Origin of the sequence: Streptomyces sp. NPDC020490 (assembly GCF_044335305.1) — a bacterium.
Lineage (GTDB): Bacteria > Actinomycetota > Actinomycetes > Streptomycetales > Streptomycetaceae > Streptomyces.
The window spans coordinates 109,570-125,604 of the sequence record NZ_JBIRUY010000025.1 but is presented as its reverse complement, the minus strand read 5'-3'; the positions used below and the strand labels follow the sequence as shown (position 1 = coordinate 125,604).

The 16,035-nt window shown below is 74.2% G+C and carries 9 protein-coding genes and 1 pseudogene; 3 read left to right on the top strand and 7 right to left on the bottom strand.

The window, feature by feature from the left end; translation table 11 throughout:
• Positions 1-82 precede the first annotated feature (82 nt).
• Positions 83-2,353: an MMPL family transporter gene (locus ACH4ZX_RS25145; protein ID WP_398276783.1), complete on the top strand. Its 2,271-nt coding sequence runs from the start codon at positions 83-85 to the stop codon at positions 2,351-2,353.
• 67 nt (positions 2,354-2,420) lie between these two features.
• Here ACH4ZX_RS25145 and ACH4ZX_RS25140 read toward each other — a convergent pair.
• Both ACH4ZX_RS25140 and galE read right to left on the bottom strand, forming a co-directional pair.
• Positions 2,421-3,424, bottom strand: a pseudogene (locus tag ACH4ZX_RS25140) (IS5 family transposase).
• Between the two features lie 73 nt (positions 3,425-3,497).
• Positions 3,498-4,478 (bottom strand): UDP-glucose 4-epimerase GalE, encoded by a 981-nt coding sequence (gene galE, locus ACH4ZX_RS25135; protein ID WP_398276780.1) that lies wholly within the window; start codon positions 4,476-4,478, stop codon positions 3,498-3,500.
• A gap of 241 nt (positions 4,479-4,719) precedes the next feature.
• Here galE and ACH4ZX_RS25130 point away from each other — a divergent pair, with 241 nt between their 5' ends.
• Positions 4,720-6,465, top strand: coding sequence for a glycosyltransferase family 39 protein (locus ACH4ZX_RS25130; RefSeq protein ID WP_398276829.1), 1,746 nt, complete (start codon positions 4,720-4,722; stop codon positions 6,463-6,465).
• Here the strand turns inward: ACH4ZX_RS25130 and ACH4ZX_RS25125 are convergent.
• Positions 6,410-6,886 (bottom strand): MarR family winged helix-turn-helix transcriptional regulator, encoded by a 477-nt coding sequence (locus tag ACH4ZX_RS25125; protein ID WP_398276777.1) that lies wholly within the window; start codon positions 6,884-6,886, stop codon positions 6,410-6,412. The genes ACH4ZX_RS25130 and ACH4ZX_RS25125 overlap by 56 nt on opposite strands.
• A 120-nt stretch (positions 6,887-7,006) precedes the next feature.
• Here ACH4ZX_RS25125 and ACH4ZX_RS25120 point away from each other — a divergent pair, with 120 nt between their 5' ends.
• Entirely contained in the window at positions 7,007-7,420 is a 414-nt protein-coding gene (locus ACH4ZX_RS25120; protein WP_398276774.1) for an organic hydroperoxide resistance protein, read from the top strand.
• 43 nt (positions 7,421-7,463) lie between these two features.
• On the opposite strand, the gene ACH4ZX_RS25115 is transcribed toward ACH4ZX_RS25120, so the two are convergent.
• The 4 genes from ACH4ZX_RS25115 to ACH4ZX_RS25100 all read right to left on the bottom strand — a co-directional run bounded on the left by ACH4ZX_RS25115 (position 7,464) and on the right by ACH4ZX_RS25100 (position 16,029).
• Positions 7,464-9,029 carry a hypothetical protein gene (locus ACH4ZX_RS25115; RefSeq protein WP_398276771.1) on the bottom strand — a complete coding sequence of 522 codons (1,566 nt, stop codon included), beginning with the start codon at positions 9,027-9,029 and terminating at the stop codon, positions 7,464-7,466.
• A gap of 79 nt (positions 9,030-9,108) precedes the next feature.
• Complete coding sequence (locus ACH4ZX_RS25110) at positions 9,109-11,358, bottom strand: CDP-glycerol glycerophosphotransferase family protein (RefSeq protein ID WP_398276768.1); 2,250 nt, start codon at positions 11,356-11,358, stop codon at positions 9,109-9,111.
• An 8-nt stretch (positions 11,359-11,366) separates the two neighbouring features.
• Positions 11,367-13,598, bottom strand: coding sequence for a CDP-glycerol glycerophosphotransferase family protein (locus tag ACH4ZX_RS25105; RefSeq protein WP_398276765.1), 2,232 nt, complete (start codon positions 13,596-13,598; stop codon positions 11,367-11,369).
• A gap of 154 nt (positions 13,599-13,752) precedes the next feature.
• Positions 13,753-16,029 (bottom strand): CDP-glycerol glycerophosphotransferase family protein, encoded by a 2,277-nt coding sequence (locus ACH4ZX_RS25100; protein ID WP_398276762.1) that lies wholly within the window; start codon positions 16,027-16,029, stop codon positions 13,753-13,755.
• Positions 16,030-16,035: the final 6 nt, after the last annotated feature.

The window sequence follows — 16,035 nt, the reverse complement described above, 5'->3', positions numbered from 1 at the left end:
CCGATGCCGCAGAGCGCCGAGGCGACGAACCTCGGCATCGGCGGCCGTACAACGACGGCCGACGACGTGGGTGGAGGACCCGATGCTCTCGAAAGCCCTGTTGCGCCTGGGCACAAGCGCCGCCCGCCGTCCCTGGCGGGTGATCGCGGCATGGCTGCTCGCCGCCGTGCTCGCCGTCCTCGCCGCCCTCGCCTTCGGCGGGCGGACCGCGGATTCGATGACCGCTCCGGGACTGGACTCCCAACGGGCCGCGGAACTGATCGAGCGGGCCGGCACGGGGCAGGAAGGGATGACTGCCCAGGTCGTCGTCACCCCCCGCGACGGCGGTGCGACCTTCTTCGCCAGCGACAGCGCGCGCACCGCTCTCACGCGGCTGCAGACCGAAGTGAAGCGGCTGCCGCACGTGCTCGGCACGAGCGACCCGGCGCGGGCGCTCGACGCAGGCCGGGACACCGCCGTGCGCGGCGGACTTGTCTCGGCCGACGGACGGATCGCGGTCGTCCGGGTGCAGTACCCCGACCAGAGCCGACTGTCGGCCGAGGACCTCGACGCCCTCGTCGGTCTCGGCGACCGGCTGCGCGCCGAGCTGCCCCTGCGGATCGAGATGGGCGGGAGCCTCTTCTACGCCTTCTCCGACCCCGACGGCGGCGCAAGCGAGTTGATCGGGATCCTTGCCGCCGCCGCGATCCTGTTCCTGGCGTTCGGTTCGCTCGTCGCCGCCGCGCTCCCGATCGGCATGGCGGTCTTCGGGCTGACCGTCGGCGTTGCCACGATGACGGCACTGGCGGGGGTGACGGACGTCCCCACCTTCGCACCGGTCCTGGGCAGCATGGTCGGGCTCGGAGTGGGCATCGACTACGCGCTGTTCGTGCTCGCCAGACACCGGGAGTACCTCGCGCGCGGCCTCGATCCACACGAGGCAGCCGGACGGGCGGTGGCCACGGCGGGGCGGCCCGTGGTCTTCGCCGGAGGCACCGTCGTCGTATCGATCCTCGGCATGGCGGTCGCGAACGTGCCGTTCATGACGGTGGGCGGTCTGGCAGTCTCGATCGTCGTCCTGACCATGGTGCTCGCGTCGGTGACGCTACTGCCGGCCTTCCTCGGCGCGGCCGGCCCGCGGCTGGGCCGGGCCGGCTGGATCGTCCGGGCTCTTCGGGCCAGGCGGTCGGGCCGAATCGACCGACGGCGGGACACGGCGGCGGGCACCGCCTCCGCCGCCGGGTGGGGGCGCTGGATCGGCCACGTCAGCCGGCACCCGGTGCCGTACGCGGTCGGCGCGGCGGGGCTGCTGCTGACGGCGACGCTGCCCGTGCTCGGCCTGCGCGTCGGCCTGCCCGACGACGGCTCACTGCCGCAGAGCCGTACTGAACGCCGCGCCTACGACCTCGTCGCCGAGGGGTTCGGCCCGGGCACCAACGGTCCCCTCGTCATCGCCGCGGACCCCTCCGGCGACCGGGGAGTGGTGGACCGTCTCGTCACCACGGTCGCGGCGGATCCGGGCATCGCATCCGTCGCGCCGACACACATCGATCGGGCCACCGGCATCGCGACCCTCGTGGTGTTCCCGACCACCAGCCCTCAGGACAAGGCCACGGCCGACACCATCGCCCGGCTGCGCACCGAGGTGCTGCCCACGGCGATCGGGGAGGGCCCGGCCAGGGCCCACGTCGGCGGCGCCGCCGCGAGCCTGTCCGACGTGGGCCAACGCACCAGCCAGCGCCTGCCGGTGTTCATCGCCGCCGTGCTGGCGCTCTCGTTCCTTCTCCTGATGCCGGTCTTCCGCTCGGTCGTCGTACCGCTCAAGGCGGTACTGCTGAACCTGCTGAGCATCGGCGCGGCCTACGGCATCATGGTCGCGGTCTTCCAGTGGGGCTGGGGAGGCGCACTCATCGGACTGGAAGCTACGGTTCCGGTCGTGTCATTCATCCCGATGTTCCTCTTCGCCATCCTGTTCGGCCTGTCGATGGACTACGAGGTGTTCCTCCTCGCGCGCGTCCGTGAGGAGTACGCGCGCACCGGCGACAACAGCAAGGCGATCGTGGAGGGCGTCTCCGGCACCGCCCGGATCATCACGTCGGCCGCCCTCATCATGGTGGCGGTCTTCCTGTCCTTCGCCGTCGCCGAGGACCCCTCCACCAAAATGTTCGGGCTCGGCCTGGCCACCGCGATCTTCATCGACGCCACGGTCGTACGCATGGTGCTGGTACCGGCGACCATGACACTCCTCGGCCGGACCAACTGGTGGCTGCCGCAGTGGCTGGACCGGATGCTTCCCCGCGGCCCGGTCGGCACCGACGACACCGACGCGGAATCCACGGGTGAGGCCCCGCGTCCACGGCTGGTTGACCGTTGACTCAACTCCTGCCCGCCCTTGGCGTCCGGCACCTCAGCGCGTCGCCCAGGGGCATATCGAGTCGTGATCACCGGGTGGTCCTGGTGAGGTCCTTGATCCAGATCATCGAGGCGCGCAGGTGGAGACCGGCGAGGTAGCTGTCGGGGGTCTTGTCGTATCGGGTGGCGATGCCTCGCCATGCTTTGAGCTTGCTGATCAGCCGTTCGACGGTGTTCCGCTCCTTGTGGAGATCGGCGTCGTGGCTGACGGGTCGGCCATCTCTGGAGCCCTTCTTCTTCCGGTTGGCGGCGTGGTCCTTCTTCTCCGGGATGACCGCTTTGATACGGCGTTTACGCAGGTGGGCGCGGTTTCCGCGGGACGAGTACGCCTTGTCCCCGGCGACCGCGTCCGGCCGGACGCGGGCTCGGCCGACGGGCCCGCGTACCCGTACCTTCTTCAGGACGGCGATGAACTGCGGGCTGTCCGCCGCCTGGCCTGTGGTCAGGTTGGACGTCAGCGGGCGGCACTTGCGGTCGGCGGCGAGGTGGACCCTGCTGGTCTGCCCGCCTCTGGAACGTCCGAGGAGGGCGGCCTTCAGCCGGAGATTCCGCCGACGCCGCATGCGTCGTCGTTCTTCCAGCGCGGGATCACTTCTGGCCTCTTGCCCGTTTTGCTCTTCGAGGCCGCCCCCCTTGACCTGGCCTTCTCCTCCTCGGCCGCGGCTTTCTCCAGGGCGGTGACGACGTCCTCGTCGGGGTACGTCCCGGCCGCGTCGTGGTGGGCTCGGGCGGTGGTGGAGTCGATGCTGACCAGGGACAGGTCCACCTCACCCCGCTTCGCGGCTTCCGTGATCAGGCCCTCCGGCAGAGCCTCGAAGACGCCGGCGTCACGCCACTGCCGGAAGCGGTGGTGGACGGTCGACCAGGCGCCGAACTCCGTCGGCATCTCCCGCCACTGCCCGCCCGTCTTGAACCGCCAGATCACGCCTTCGAACTGCTGCCGCAGTCGCTCGGGGTACGGGCCGTACTCGCCGATCGGCAGGTACGACTCGATGAACTCCCGATCCGGATCGGTCAGTTGTACTCGCGTCACGTAAGACCGTCTAGGGGACCGGGCCCTGCCACGAAGGCACATCCCGCAAATTGATCACGGCTCGATACGCGCCCTAGTCCCGTGCCGCCTCCGGGTGCAGGCGCAGCCAGCCCGCCCAGGCCGAGGTGATCATGTCCTGGACGTCGTGCTTGGCCTTCCAGGCCAGTTCGGTGGCGGCGCGGGCGGCGGAGGCGACGACGCGGGCCGGGTCGCCGGGGCGGCGCGGGGTGACCGTCGGGGGGCGGTCGTGGCCGGTGACGGCGCTGATGCGGTCGATCATCTCGCGGACGGAGACGCCCTCGCCGCGGCCGATGTTGAGGGTGAGGTCGCGGCCCGGCGACGCCGCCAGGGCGCGGGCGGCGGCCACGTGGGCCTCGGCCACGTCCACCACGTGGATGTAGTCGCGGACGCACGTGCCGTCGGGGGTCGGATAGTCGTCGCCGAAGATGTGCGGCGGCGCGTTCTGGGTGAGCTTGTCGAACACCATCGGGATCAGGTTGTGGATGCCGGTGTCCGCCAGCTGCGGGGTGGCCGCGCCCGCCACGTTGAAGTAGCGCAGGCACGCGGTGGACAGGCCGGTCGCGCGGCCCGTCGCCCGCACCAGCCACTCCCCGGCCAGCTTGGTCTCGCCGTACGGCGACAGGGGTGCGCAGGGCGTGTCCTCGGTGACCAGCTCCACGTCCGGCATGCCGTAGACCGCTGCGGAGGACGAGAAGACGAAGGAGGGGACGCCGGCCGCCGTGACCGCCTCCAGCAGGACGCGCAGGCCCTCGACGTTCTCCCGGTAGTAGTGCAGGGGCCGCGCCACCGACTCGCCCACCTGCTTCTTCGCGGCGAGGTGGACGACGCCGGTCACCGCGTGGTCGGCGAGGGCGCGGGCCACGCGCTCGGCGTCCAGGGTCGAGCCCACGACCAGCGGCACGCCCTCCGGCACGCGCGCCGCGTCGCCCGTCGACAGGTCGTCGTAGACCACGGCGCCGCCGCGAGCCTCGGCCATCGCCCGTACGACGTGCGCCCCGATGTAACCGGCGCCGCCGGTGATCAGCCAGGTCATGTGCGGCCGTCCCCTCGTTCCTGCCCTGGTGTGCCGCGTATCAGTGAAGCAGGCCGCCGGGTGGAGCGGGCCGCACGGGCTTTCCGGCGTACGGGTGCCATCGGACCGTCAATCTCCGGCAGCCGCCCGCCCGCGGCACACAATCGGCTGCGTGGACAGCCAGGACAGTGGGGGCGCAGAGCGGGTGGGCCGGTGGCGGGTGCGGGCGGACGTCGGGGCGGTGGCGGTGCCCACGGCCGTGATGCTCGCCATCGGGCTGTGGGGCCTGGACCGCGGCGGCATATGGGGCGACGAGGGCGTCACCTTCCTGGTCGGGCAACGCTCGGTGCCGCAGATCTGGCGGTTCCTGCACGGCATGGACGCGGTGCACGGCCTGTACTACCTGTTGATGCACGCCGTCCTGGCCGTCCGTCCCGACGAGGTCGTGCTGCGTCTGCCGTCCGTGTGCGGGGCGGCCGCAGCGGCCGGGCTGGTCGCCGCCCTCGGCGTCCGGCTGGCCCGCCCGCGGGTCGGGCTGTGGGCCGGTCTGCTGTACGCGGTCACCCCGCTGACCGGCCACTACGCGCAGGAGGGACGCTCGTACGCGCTCGTCGCGGCGGGCGTGGCCGCGGCGACGCTGCTGCTGGTGCGGGCGCTGGAGGCGCGGCCGTCGCGGTGGTTGCCGTACGGGACCGTCGTCGCCGTGACCTGTCTGCTGCACGAGCTGGCCGTGCTGGCCCTGTGCGCGCACGCCGTGACGCTGGCGCTGCTGCGGGCGCCGGGGAGGGTGTGGGCCGGCTGGGGGCGCGCGGCCGGTGCGGCGGGGCTGGTCCTGCTGCCGCAGGTGTGGGTGTCGCGGCGGCAGTCGGCCCAGGTGGCGTGGCTGGTGGCGCCGGGGTGGGAGCAGGCGGGGCAGCTGCTGCGGGACTTCGCCGTCGCCCCGCACGGCCCGGCGTTCTGGGCGGCGGTGCTGCTGATGGCGGCGGGGCTGGGCGCGGGCCGGACGGGAGCAGTCGCGGGTCCGTTGCTCCTGGTGCCGCCGGGCGTCCTGATGATCCTGTCCCAGGTACGGCCCCTGTACCACGAGCGGTACGTGCTGTACGCGCTGGCGGGCGCGTCGCTGCTGGTGGCCGCGGGCGCCGACCGGTGCGCGCGGGCCGTGGTGCGCCCACGACCGCATCATCCGTCCCCGGTGCACCCGCCGTCCCCGGTGCATGCACAGTCCCCGGCGCACCCGCCGCGCCCGGCGCGCGCGCCGTACCCGCCACCTCCGGCTTACCCACCGCGCACGGTGCGCGCGACGGCGCAGCCGTCGTCCCCGCGTCCGGGCACGGGCGCTACGCCGGGTGCAGGCGCGCCGCCCTCGCCCGCGCCGCCGCCGTCCGCGCCGCCGTCCGCGCCGCCGGGTGCGGGCGGGCCGCCGTCCGCGCCGCCGCGCACGTCCGTGTCGCGCGCGCCCGTGCGGTCGCGGGTCGCCCTGGCCGGGGTCCTGGCGGTCGGCGTCGTCTTCGTGCACCACCTGCCCCTGTACCGGTACGACCGGTCCGCCGCGCACCGTCCCGAGAACCTCGCCGCCGTCGCCGCCGTCGCCGCCCGTGAGATCCGCCCCGGCGACCCGGTGCTGTTCGTGCCGTCGGTCTGGCGGCTGACGGCGCTGGCGTACCCGCAGGACTTCAGCGGGGCCCGCGATGTCGCGCTGCGGGAGTCCGGGCCCGCGTCCGGGACGCTGAGCGGGCTCGAGACGACGCCCGAGCAGCTGCGCGACCGCCTCGCCTCGGCGGACCGCGTCTGGGTGCTCGCCGAGACGCGTGTGCTGAGCGCGCCCGCCGACCCGGGCGACCCGACCGACCGCGCCAAGCTCGCGCTGGTCGGCGAGCAGTTCGAGCCCCGCGCCCAGTACGTCCGCGGCCGAGTCACCCTCCGCCTCTACGTGCGTCGCGCCGCCCAGGGGGCTACGAGCGCTCCGCCGGCGCCCCCTGCGCCGCGGCCGAGTCCAGCGCGGAGGTGAGCCGGTCCAGACGGGCGCGCAGATCTCCGATCTCGTCGAGGTCGAGGCCGGTGGACGCCGCGATCCGGCGCGGCACCTCCAGCGCACGCTCGCGCAGCGCGGCCCCCTCGCCGGTCAGCCGCACCTCCACCGAGCGCTCGTCGCGTGCGCTGCGCTCCCGCACGACGAGACCGGCCGCCTCCAGGCGCTTGAGCAGCGGGGACAGGGTGCCGGAGTCGAGGCGCAGGTGTTCGCCCAGCCGCTTCACGGGCAGTTCGCCGTGCTCCCACAGCACCATCATCACCAGGTACTGCGGGTAGGTGAGCCCGAGGTCCTTGAGGACCACGCGGTAGACGCCGTTGAAGGCGCGCGAGGCGGCGTGCAGGGAGAAGCAGACCTGCTGGTCGAGGCGGAGCCAGTCGGTGGCGGGAGTGGTGGCCATGCTCACGAGGATAGCTCTCCCCGCCATTTAGTTGCGCACAATTGAATTGCGTGCTCTACTTGTGGTCGTGAGGCGGCCGCAGCGAGCCGCCGGTACGTGACTCGAGAGGGATGGTCTTCCATGGACGCGCTCTACACCGCCGTCGCCACCGCCACCCACGGCCGCGAAGGCCGCGCCGTCAGCTCCGACGGCAAGATCGACCTTCCGCTGTCGATCCCGGTGGAGATGGGCGGCAACGGTCAGGGCACCAACCCCGAGCAGCTGTTCGCCGCCGGCTACGCCGCCTGTTTCGGCAGCGCCCTCGGACTCGTCGGCCGCCAGGCCAAGGTGGACGTCACCGACGCCGCCGTCACCGCCGAGGTCGGCATCGGCAAGCAGGGCGAGGGCTTCGGCCTCCAGGTGACCCTGCGCGTCGAACTGCCCGACGGCCTCGACGAGGAGACCGGCCGCAAGCTGGTCGAGCAGGCCCACCAGGTCTGCCCCTACTCCAACGCCACCCGCGGCAACATCGAGGTCGACCTCGTCATCGAGTGACACCCGGGGGGCCGGGCCCGACGGCCGGGCCACGGCCGCGCCCTCACGTCCCCGCCCCGACCCGCGCCAGCACCTCCCCGGTCCGCCGGCTCCGCGCCACCACCACCGCCTCCGCCGGCACCGGCCGGCCGCGCGTCAGCAGCAGCCAGCGCACGTGGTAGCGGCGGACCAGGGCGGCCCGCCGGGCGCGGGTCGCGTCGGGGGCGAAGTAGGCGCGGACGTCGGCACCGCGGCGTCTGCGCTCCCGCTCGTCGAGGGCGGGGTCCGGCCAGATCGGCGCGGCGAGGTTCGGACCGTACCCGGCGATGAGGTGCGAGGCGGTGTAGTCGTCGGTGAGCACCACCTCGCCGCGCCCGATGTACCGGGCCGCCCAGCCGTACGTCGGCCAGCGCGGCGGCTGCTCGAACCCCACGGGGTCCAGCGCGCGCGGCACCACCGCGCCGGCGTGCACGGTGAAGAACCCCACGCACGCCCACACCACCGCCGTCGCCCCCAGCACCTTCCGCACCGACCCCCACGGCCGGGGCGCCGCCAGCTCCACCGCGAGCGCGAACTGCAGCGGCACCAGCGCCGCCCACAACGCCCTCGCGTACGTGTAGTGCCCGCTCACCCAGCCGTACGCCAGCACCAGGCACCCCAGCGCGAACATCAGCACCAGCGGATCACGCGCCGAGCGCCGGGCCCGCCACCACAGCGCGGGCGCCCCGATCAGCGCCAGCCACGAGTTGCCCGCCAGGTGCTCGTACAGCCGCCGGTGCATCCCGTCCATGCCCGTGTCGCCGCTCAGCGACAGCACGTCGTAGTACGGCCACACCAGGGCGAGAGCCAGCGCCGACGCGGCCGCCAGCGCCCACCGGGCCGCGACCGGCCGGCGCCAGTCGCGCTGCCGCGCCGCCACGACCGCCACCGCGCCGGTCGCCGCGGAGACGGCCGTGACCGGGTGGATCAGCAGGATCAGGCCGTACAGGGCGCCGATCCCGGCGTAGCCCCACCAGCCGCCGAGGCCGCTCGGACCGACGTAGCGGACCGGCGCATCCCGTTCGCAGGCGCGCCGGCCGGTCAGCGCCCATGCCCAGAACGTCAGCCCGATCGCGAACGCCGACGGATAGCTGATGTTCGTCGTCATCGGCATCAGCCCCAGGTAGCCGCTCCACAGGATCCGCTCGGTGCCCCACAGCAGCGTCATCGCGGGCAGCGCCAGCACCGGCGCCCACGGGCGGGGCGTGAGCACCCGCACGAAACGGCCGACCCCGGTCAGCAGCACGGCCAGGTGCAGCGGACCCGCGAGCCGCAGGACCGCCCACCCGGACAGTCCCGTCAGCCGGGCGAACACGCCCTGCGCGACGGCGTACGGGCCGTAGTACGGGCTGCCCGTGCCCGGCAGGTCCGCCATGGAGTGGGCGGGGTGCAGCAGGTCGGCCCGCAGCCGCTCGACGACCGCCGCGTGCTGGCCGGCGTCGCAGCACAGCGGGATCCGCCAGAACGCCAGGGTCATCACCAGCCAGAACAGGCCGCCGAAGACCTGGTACGGGCTGGGCCGCCGGAGCCGGCCGGCGTGCAGCGCCGTCGCGCCGCGCAGGGTCCGGCGGACGAGGACGCCGGCGCTCACAGGACGGCCGGCCGGGCAAAGGTCTTGGGCATGGGCCGTATGTTTCCCGCCGGGAGCGACGCCTTGGCCGTCCGTCACCTCAACGGGTGAGACGGTGTGTCGGAACCTCCCGGCCGTCTCCGGCGGCGGGGGCGGGGACGACGGGGCAGGGCTCCGGGCCGGGCATCGGCTCGCCCAGCATCAGCGTCCGCACCACCCGCTCGGCGGCCCGGCCGTCGTCGAACTCGCAGAACCGCTCCCGGAACGCCGCCCGCAGCTTCGCCGACTCCTCGTCCCGCCAGCCGCCCGACGCGAACAGCCACGCCAGCTCCCGGTAGGAGCGCGACACCGGGCCCGGCGGCTCGGCCGTGACGTCGAAGTAGACGCCCCGGCTCGCCACGTAGGCGTCCCAGTCGTCGGCGTGGACCACGATCGGCCGGTCCAGGTTGGCGTAGTCGAACATCAGCGCCGAGTAGTCGGTGACCAGCACGTCGGAGGCGAGCATCACGTCCTCGACGTGCGGCTCGTCCGTCGCGTCCACCAGCACGCCCCGCCGGTGCAGGTCGGCCAGGCCCAGGCCGCGCGCGATGCCGGCGGCGAGCGAGGGGTGCAGCCGGACCACGAGGGTGTGGCCGGGGCCGAGATCGGCGGCGAACCGGGCCAGGTCGATCCGGTCCACATGGCCGCCGCGCCGGTACTCCCGCCGGGTCGGGGCGTACAGCACGACCGTGTCGCCGTCGGGGATGCCGAGCCGCTCGCGGACCGCACGGCCGCGCCGCGCGGAGGGCTCCACCAGGACGTCGTTGCGCGGGCTGCCGGTCCGCAGCGAGGTGAAGTGACAGGGGTAGGCCCGCTCCCACGCCAGCTCGGAGTGGCGGTTGGCGACCAGGCTGTAGTCCCAGCGGTCGGCGCGGCGCAGCATCTGCGGCACGCTGAAACCGTGCCGGGCGCCGGGCTTGTCCAGCAGGTCGGCGCCCATGAACTTCAGCGGGGTGCCCAGGTGGGTGTGGATGTGGACGCTGCCGGGCCGCTTGACCAGGCTGCCCGGCCAGTTGACGTTGTTCACCCAGTACGTGGCCCGCGCCATGACCGCGTGGTAGCGCGCCGACCCCGGCGTCACGTGCTCGATGCCCGGCGGCAGCGTGTCCACCGCGTCCTCCCGCACCACCCACACCCCGCGGATGTGCGGGGCCAGTTCGCGGGCCTTGGCGTGGATCGCCGCCGGGTCGCCGGACACCCCCCGGTGGTGGCCGGAGGAGTAGACCGCCAGGTGCGGGTCGAGGGGGAGCCGCGACCCGGCCCCGTACAGGACCCGCTGGGAGCGCGCCGAGACGGTCCGCGCCGTGCGCCGGGCCGCCTTCCCCGCCAGGGCGCGCGCCCCGCGCGCGCCCCGCAGCGCCGCGTACGCCGGGTAGGGCGACGACGCCAGCAGCCGGATCTCGGTGCCGCGCGGGCCGTCCGGCGGGGTGAAACCGGCCGGGAGGTGACGGCGGTGGAAGGACCGGATCTCGCGGTGGAAGGCGGCGCGGTGACCGGGCGTCACCCGGTCCTCGCAGGCCAGCACGTACAGCATGTGGTCCAGCGCCCGCTCGAACAGCAGCGGCCGCGCCCAGGCCAGGTCCGCGCGCTCCTCCAGGAACGCGAACAGGCCCTCGTACTGCGCGAAGATGTCGAAGTGGCGGCGCCCCGGCGTCTTGGTGATCGCGCCCTGCCGGCGCTGCCGGTACTCGACGCCGATCCGGTTCAGGCAGGCGATGCGGTCCGCGAGGACCATCGACCGGTAGGTGACCGGCGCGTCCTCGTACAGGCCGGGCGCGTACCGCAGCCCGTGCCCCTGGAAGAAGGAGCGCCGGTAGGCCTTGTTCCAGGCCACCAGGAACAGGTGCACGTACTCGGGGCTCTCGCGCAGGCTGAAGGTGTCCGGGCCCGCCGCCTGGAGCAGGGCGGCGGAGTCGCTGCGCCCGCCGCGCCCCCACCAGTGCGTGCGGACGTGGTCGAAGACCAGGATGTCGGGGTCGCCGGCCGACTCCAGCCGGCCGGCGACGGCGGCCAGCAGGCCCGGCGTGTAGGCGTCGTCGCTGTCGAGGAAGAGGACGTAGTCGCCGCCCGCCTGCTCCAGGCCGGCGTTGCGGGCCCGGCCGAGACCGACGTTCTCCGGCAGGTGCAGCACCCGCACCCGCGGGTCGCGCGCGGCGTACTCGTCGAGGATCGCGCCGCAGCCGTCGGGCGAGCGGTCGTCGACGGCGACCACCTCGAAGTCGCCGTACGACTGCCCGAGCACCGAGTCGAGGCACTCGCGCAGGTAGCCCTGCACCTTGAAGACGGGGACGATGATGCTGAAGCGGGGCACGGCTGACGTCAGCTCCTTACGAGGGGGGAGGCGGCCGGGGCCGGGACGCGCTCCGCGAGCGGGAGAACGGGCGGGATCGACTCGGGCGGCTCGCCGAGCAGCACCCGGCGCACGACCCGTTCGGCGGCGCGCCCGTCGTCGAACTGGCAGAACCGCTCCCGGAAGGCGGCGCGCGCCGCGGCGGCCTCCGGCCCCGCCCAGGAACCGTCGGCGAAGACCCGCGCCAGTTCCTCGGGCGTGCGGGCCACCGCGCCCGGCGGGCTCTCCATCAGGTCGAAGTAGACGCCGCGGGTCTCCCGGTAGACGTCCCAGTCGTCCGCGTACACCACGATCGGCCGGTCCAGGTTGGCGTAGTCGAACATGATCGACGAGTAGTCGGTGATCAGCGCGTCGGCGGCCAGGCACACGTCCTCGGAGGAGCGGTGCGAGGACACGTCAATAATGCGGCTGATGCGGCCTTCCCGGCCGGCCCGGCCGGTGTCCGGCCTGTCGCCGCGGTCGTAGAAGTAGTGGGCGCGCAGCAGCACGACGACGTTCTCGCCGGCCGCCTCGCAGAACGCCTCCAGGTCCAGGCCCGTCTCGAAGCCGGTGCGGTAGTCCCGGTGGGTGGGCGCGTACAGGACGGCCGTGCTGCCCTCCGGCACGCCCAGCTCCCGGCGCACGCGCGCCACGTCGTCCGCCGTCGCCGTGCAGTAGACGTCGTTGCGCGGATAGCCGTACTCCAGGGTCTCGTGCGCGCCGGGGAAGGCACGCTCCCACATCTCGGTGGAGTGGCGGTTGGAGGTGAGGTTGTAGTCCCAGCGGTCCACCCGGGCCAGCAGCCTGGCGAAGCTGCCGGTCGCCGCCGCGACCACGGGGTACGCCACCTGGTCGACACCCATCTTCTTCAGCGGGGTGCCGTGCTGGGTCTGCACGTGCACGCTGCCGGGCCGTTTGACGACGGCGTCCGCGAAGTTGGCGTTGTTGACGAGGTAGGTGGCGCGGGCCAGCACCTCCCAGTACCGGCGGCTGCCGATCACCGCGTACTCGACGCCCGCCGGCACGGTGTGCGCCTGGTCCGCCTCCACCAGCCACACCCCGCGGATGTGCGGGGCCAGTTGGCGCGCCTTGGCGTGGATCGCCGCCGGGCTGCAGGCGTAGCCGCGGCCCCAGTAGGCGCAGTACACCGCGAGGTGGGGATCCAGCGGGCGGCGCAGGGCGCGCGCGTAGCGCAGGCGGGTGCGCAGCCCCTTCGGACGCGGCAGGCGCTCCCGCGCCCCGGCCGCCGCCCGGTTGACGGAGCGCAGGGCGCGGAACGCCGTGTACGCCCCCGCCGCCAGCAGCCGGTGCTGCACGCCGACACTGCCGCCCGGCGGGCGGAAACCGGCCGGGCGGTGGCGCCGGTAGAGCCTGCTCGCCCGCCGGAAGAAGGCCCGCCGCCTGGCCGGCAGCCGCCGGGGATGCGCGGCGGTCTTCAGGATCGCGGCGAAGAGCTGCGCGAACAGCGGACCCGACCGCTCGGCCGGCAGCCCCAGTTCGGCGGCCCGGGTGAGCACCAGGTCGGTCTGGTCGAGGAGTTCGAAGTGGTGCTCGCCCGGCCGGGCCGCCCGGCTGCCCTGCCGCCGCACCAGGTGCCGTACCACGACCCGGCGCAGCACCGCGGCCCGCTCGGCGTGCAGCGCGACCAGCCCGCAGAAGCCGACGTCGGTGAAGTGGCCGCCGGGGAAGAGGAGTTCGTGTTCGAGGAGGAAGGCGCGGCGGTGCGCGGCGCTCCACGCCGGCAGCCGCACCCCGGTCAGCTGCGGCACCTGGCCGGGAGCGAAGGCGCCGTCCGGGAGCGTCCGCGGCCACAGCAGCGCGGCCGGGTTGCTTGGCTCGCCCTCCCACCACGGGGCCCGCTCGTGCTCGAAGTACAGCACGTCGACGTCGCCGGTCTCCGCCAGGCGGGCGTCGAGCGCCGTCAGCGCGCCCGGTACGAGGGTGTCGTCGCCGTCGAGGAACAGTACGTACGCGCCGGTCGCCGCCCGCATGCCGGTGTTGCGGGCCCCGGCCAGACCGGCCGAGGGGGGCGAGTGCACCGGGACCACCCGGGAGTCCCGCTCGGCGTACCGGGCGGCGACGTCCGCCGCGGGTGAGCCGGGGGCGTCGCAGACCGGGATCAGCTCGACGTCGCCGAAGGACTGCGCGAGGACGGAGTCCAGCGCCTGGGACAGCCGGCCCGCCACACCGTGGGACGGGACGATGATGCTGAAGCGGGGCATTCTGATCTTCCTGTCGATGTTCTGCACGGGCTTGGGCGCCTCAGGCGGCGCGGCCTCGCCCCGGACGCCCGGCGGGGCGCCGGCTGCGCGGCCTGCTCGGGGTGGGCCGCGACGGACTGGAGGGCATGCGAACTCCCCGGAGTGACAACGGCGTTCAGAGGCTGTCGGTGACGGTCAGCGGGCCGGCCGGTTGCGGCACCGTGGTCTGCGGGGCGCGCGCGGGGGCCGCCGCCGACGGCACCGGGCGGCGCTCGGCGAGCGGCACGACCGGCGGCAGGTCCGCCCCGCGTTCACCCAATACCACGTGCCGGACCACGCGTTCGGCGGCGCGCCCGTCGTCGTACGGGCAGAAGCGCTCCCGGAACGCCAGGCGCAGCCGCGCCGAGCGGGCGTCGTGCCAGCGTCCGGCGGCGAAGACCTCGATCAGCTCGTCCTCGCTGCGGACGACCGGGCCCGGCGGGGCGTCACGCAGGTCGAAGTAGGCGCCGCTGGACGCCTCGAACGCCTCCCAGTCCGCGGCGTGCACCACGATCGGCCGGTCCAGGTTGGCGTAGTCGAACATGATCGACGAGTAGTCGGTGACCAGGACGTCGGAGGCGAGGCAGACGTCCTCGACGCTCGGGTGGCCGGTGACGTCGATGATCCGCGCGCCCCGCGGCAGGGGGCCGGTGTGCCGGGGGTGGGCGCGCAGCAGGACGACGAAGCGCCGCCCGAGCCGGCGCGCGACGCGCTCCACGTCCAGGGCCGGTCCCTGGGTGCGCCGGTGGTCGCGGCAGGTGGGCGCGTACAGGACCGCCACCGCGTCCCCGGGGACGCCGAACAGCTCGCGCAGCCGCGCCACGTCCGCCGGGGTCGCGCGCTGGAAGACGTCGTTGCGCGGGGCGCCGTACTCCAGCGTGGTGTAGGCGCCCGGGAAGACGCGTTCGAAGGTCAGGGTGGAGTGGCGGTTGGCGGACAGCACGTAGTCCCAGGTGTCGACGCCTCGCAGCAGGGCGGCGAAGTCCGTGTCGCGGGCGGCCGCCGGGCGCTCCTGGAGGTCCAGGCCCCGGTGCCGGAGCGGGGTGCCGTGCCCGGCCCGCACCAGGATCTGGCCGGGGCGCTTGACCAGGCGCCGGTCGAGGTCGGCGTCGTCGACGAGGTACTTGGAGCGGGCGAGCGCCGTGAAGTACGCGGCCGTGTCCGGGCTGACCCGCGGGGCCGCCCCGGGGGCGGGGTGCCGGTGCCCGGGGCGGGCGACCCACGTCGTGCGGATGTGCGGCGCCAGGGCGCGGAACGCCTCCTCCAGTGCCCCCGGGTCGCAGCCGTGGCCGCGGTCCCCGGCGGCGGAGAAGACGGCGCGGTCGGCGCGCAGCGGCAGGCACCGCTGGAAGCGGTAGTGCAGCCGGAGGCCGCCCGCCCGCACCGCCCGGAGCAGGCGCGCGGCGAGCTTGCCGGTCCTGCGGTGCGCCGCCGACGCCAGCCGCAGGGCGCGGTACGTGCGGTGCAGGCCCCAGCGGACCAGGGCGTGCCGCAGCGGAACGCGGCCGCCGGTGCCGCCGGTGCCGCCGGGGCCGCCGGGAACCCGGTAACGGCGGTAGTACGCACGGGCCTTGCGCAGGAACTCGGCGCGGGCCTCGCGCGGCAGCCGGTCGCGCCGGGAGAACACCACGATCAGATGGTCGACCATGCGGCGGAACAACACCGGCCGCCAGCAGGCCAGTTCGGGGTGCCGCTCGAGGTAGGCGAAGACGCGGTCGTACTGCTCGAAGACGTCGAAGTGCCGGCGGCTGGTGGTGCCGAGGATGTTGCCCCGGCGGCGCTGCCGGTAGTGGACGCACACCCGGTCGAGGGTGGCCAGCGACTCGGCCGCCATCAGCGCCGGGAACGTCCACGGGGTGTCCTCGTAGTAGCCGGGCGGGAAGGCGAGCGCCTCGCGCTCGACGAACTCCCGCTTGTACGCCTTGTTCCAGGCGACCATCAGCAGGCGCAGCAGGCCCGGCCGGTCCGCCAGCCGGAAGGGCGCCGGGCCCTGCTCGGTGAGCTGGGCGGCGGCCTGGTTGCGGACGGTCTCGCCCGACCAGAAGGTGCGCGTGTAGTCGTAGACCAGCACGTCCGGGTCGCCCGTCTCCTCCAGCCGGTCGGCGATCGCCCGCAGCGCGTCCGGGGCGAGGGTGTCGTCGCCGTCCAGGAACACCAGGTAGTCGCCGGTGGCCCGCGCCAGCCCGGCGTTGCGCGCGGGACCGAGGCCCCCGTTCTCGGGCAGGTGCACGGGGCGCACGCGCGCGTCGCGCCGTGCGAACTCGTCGATGATCTCGCCGCAGGCGTCCGGCGAGCGGTCGTCCACCGCGATCACCTCGAGATCGGGGTACGACTGGGTCAGCACCGATTCCAGGCATGCGTGCAGGTACGCCTGAACCTCGTACGCGGGGACGATGACACTGAACCTGGGCAAGGCACA

Excerpts from the sequence above, each read along its gene's own strand:
- ACH4ZX_RS25105 (WP_398276765.1), bottom strand. The coding sequence starts at position 13,598 with ATGCCCCGCTTCAGCATCATCGTCCCGTCCCACGGTGTGGCGGGCCGG.
- galE (WP_398276780.1), bottom strand. The coding sequence starts at position 4,478 with ATGACCTGGCTGATCACCGGCGGCGCCGGTTACATCGGGGCGCACGTC.
- ACH4ZX_RS25145 (WP_398276783.1), top strand. The coding sequence starts at position 83 with ATGCTCTCGAAAGCCCTGTTGCGCCTGGGCACAAGCGCCGCCCGCCGT.
- ACH4ZX_RS25125 (WP_398276777.1), bottom strand. The coding sequence starts at position 6,886 with ATGGCCACCACTCCCGCCACCGACTGGCTCCGCCTCGACCAGCAGGTC.
- ACH4ZX_RS25130 (WP_398276829.1), top strand. The coding sequence starts at position 4,720 with ATGCTCGCCATCGGGCTGTGGGGCCTGGACCGCGGCGGCATATGGGGC.
- ACH4ZX_RS25120 (WP_398276774.1), top strand. The coding sequence starts at position 7,007 with ATGGACGCGCTCTACACCGCCGTCGCCACCGCCACCCACGGCCGCGAA.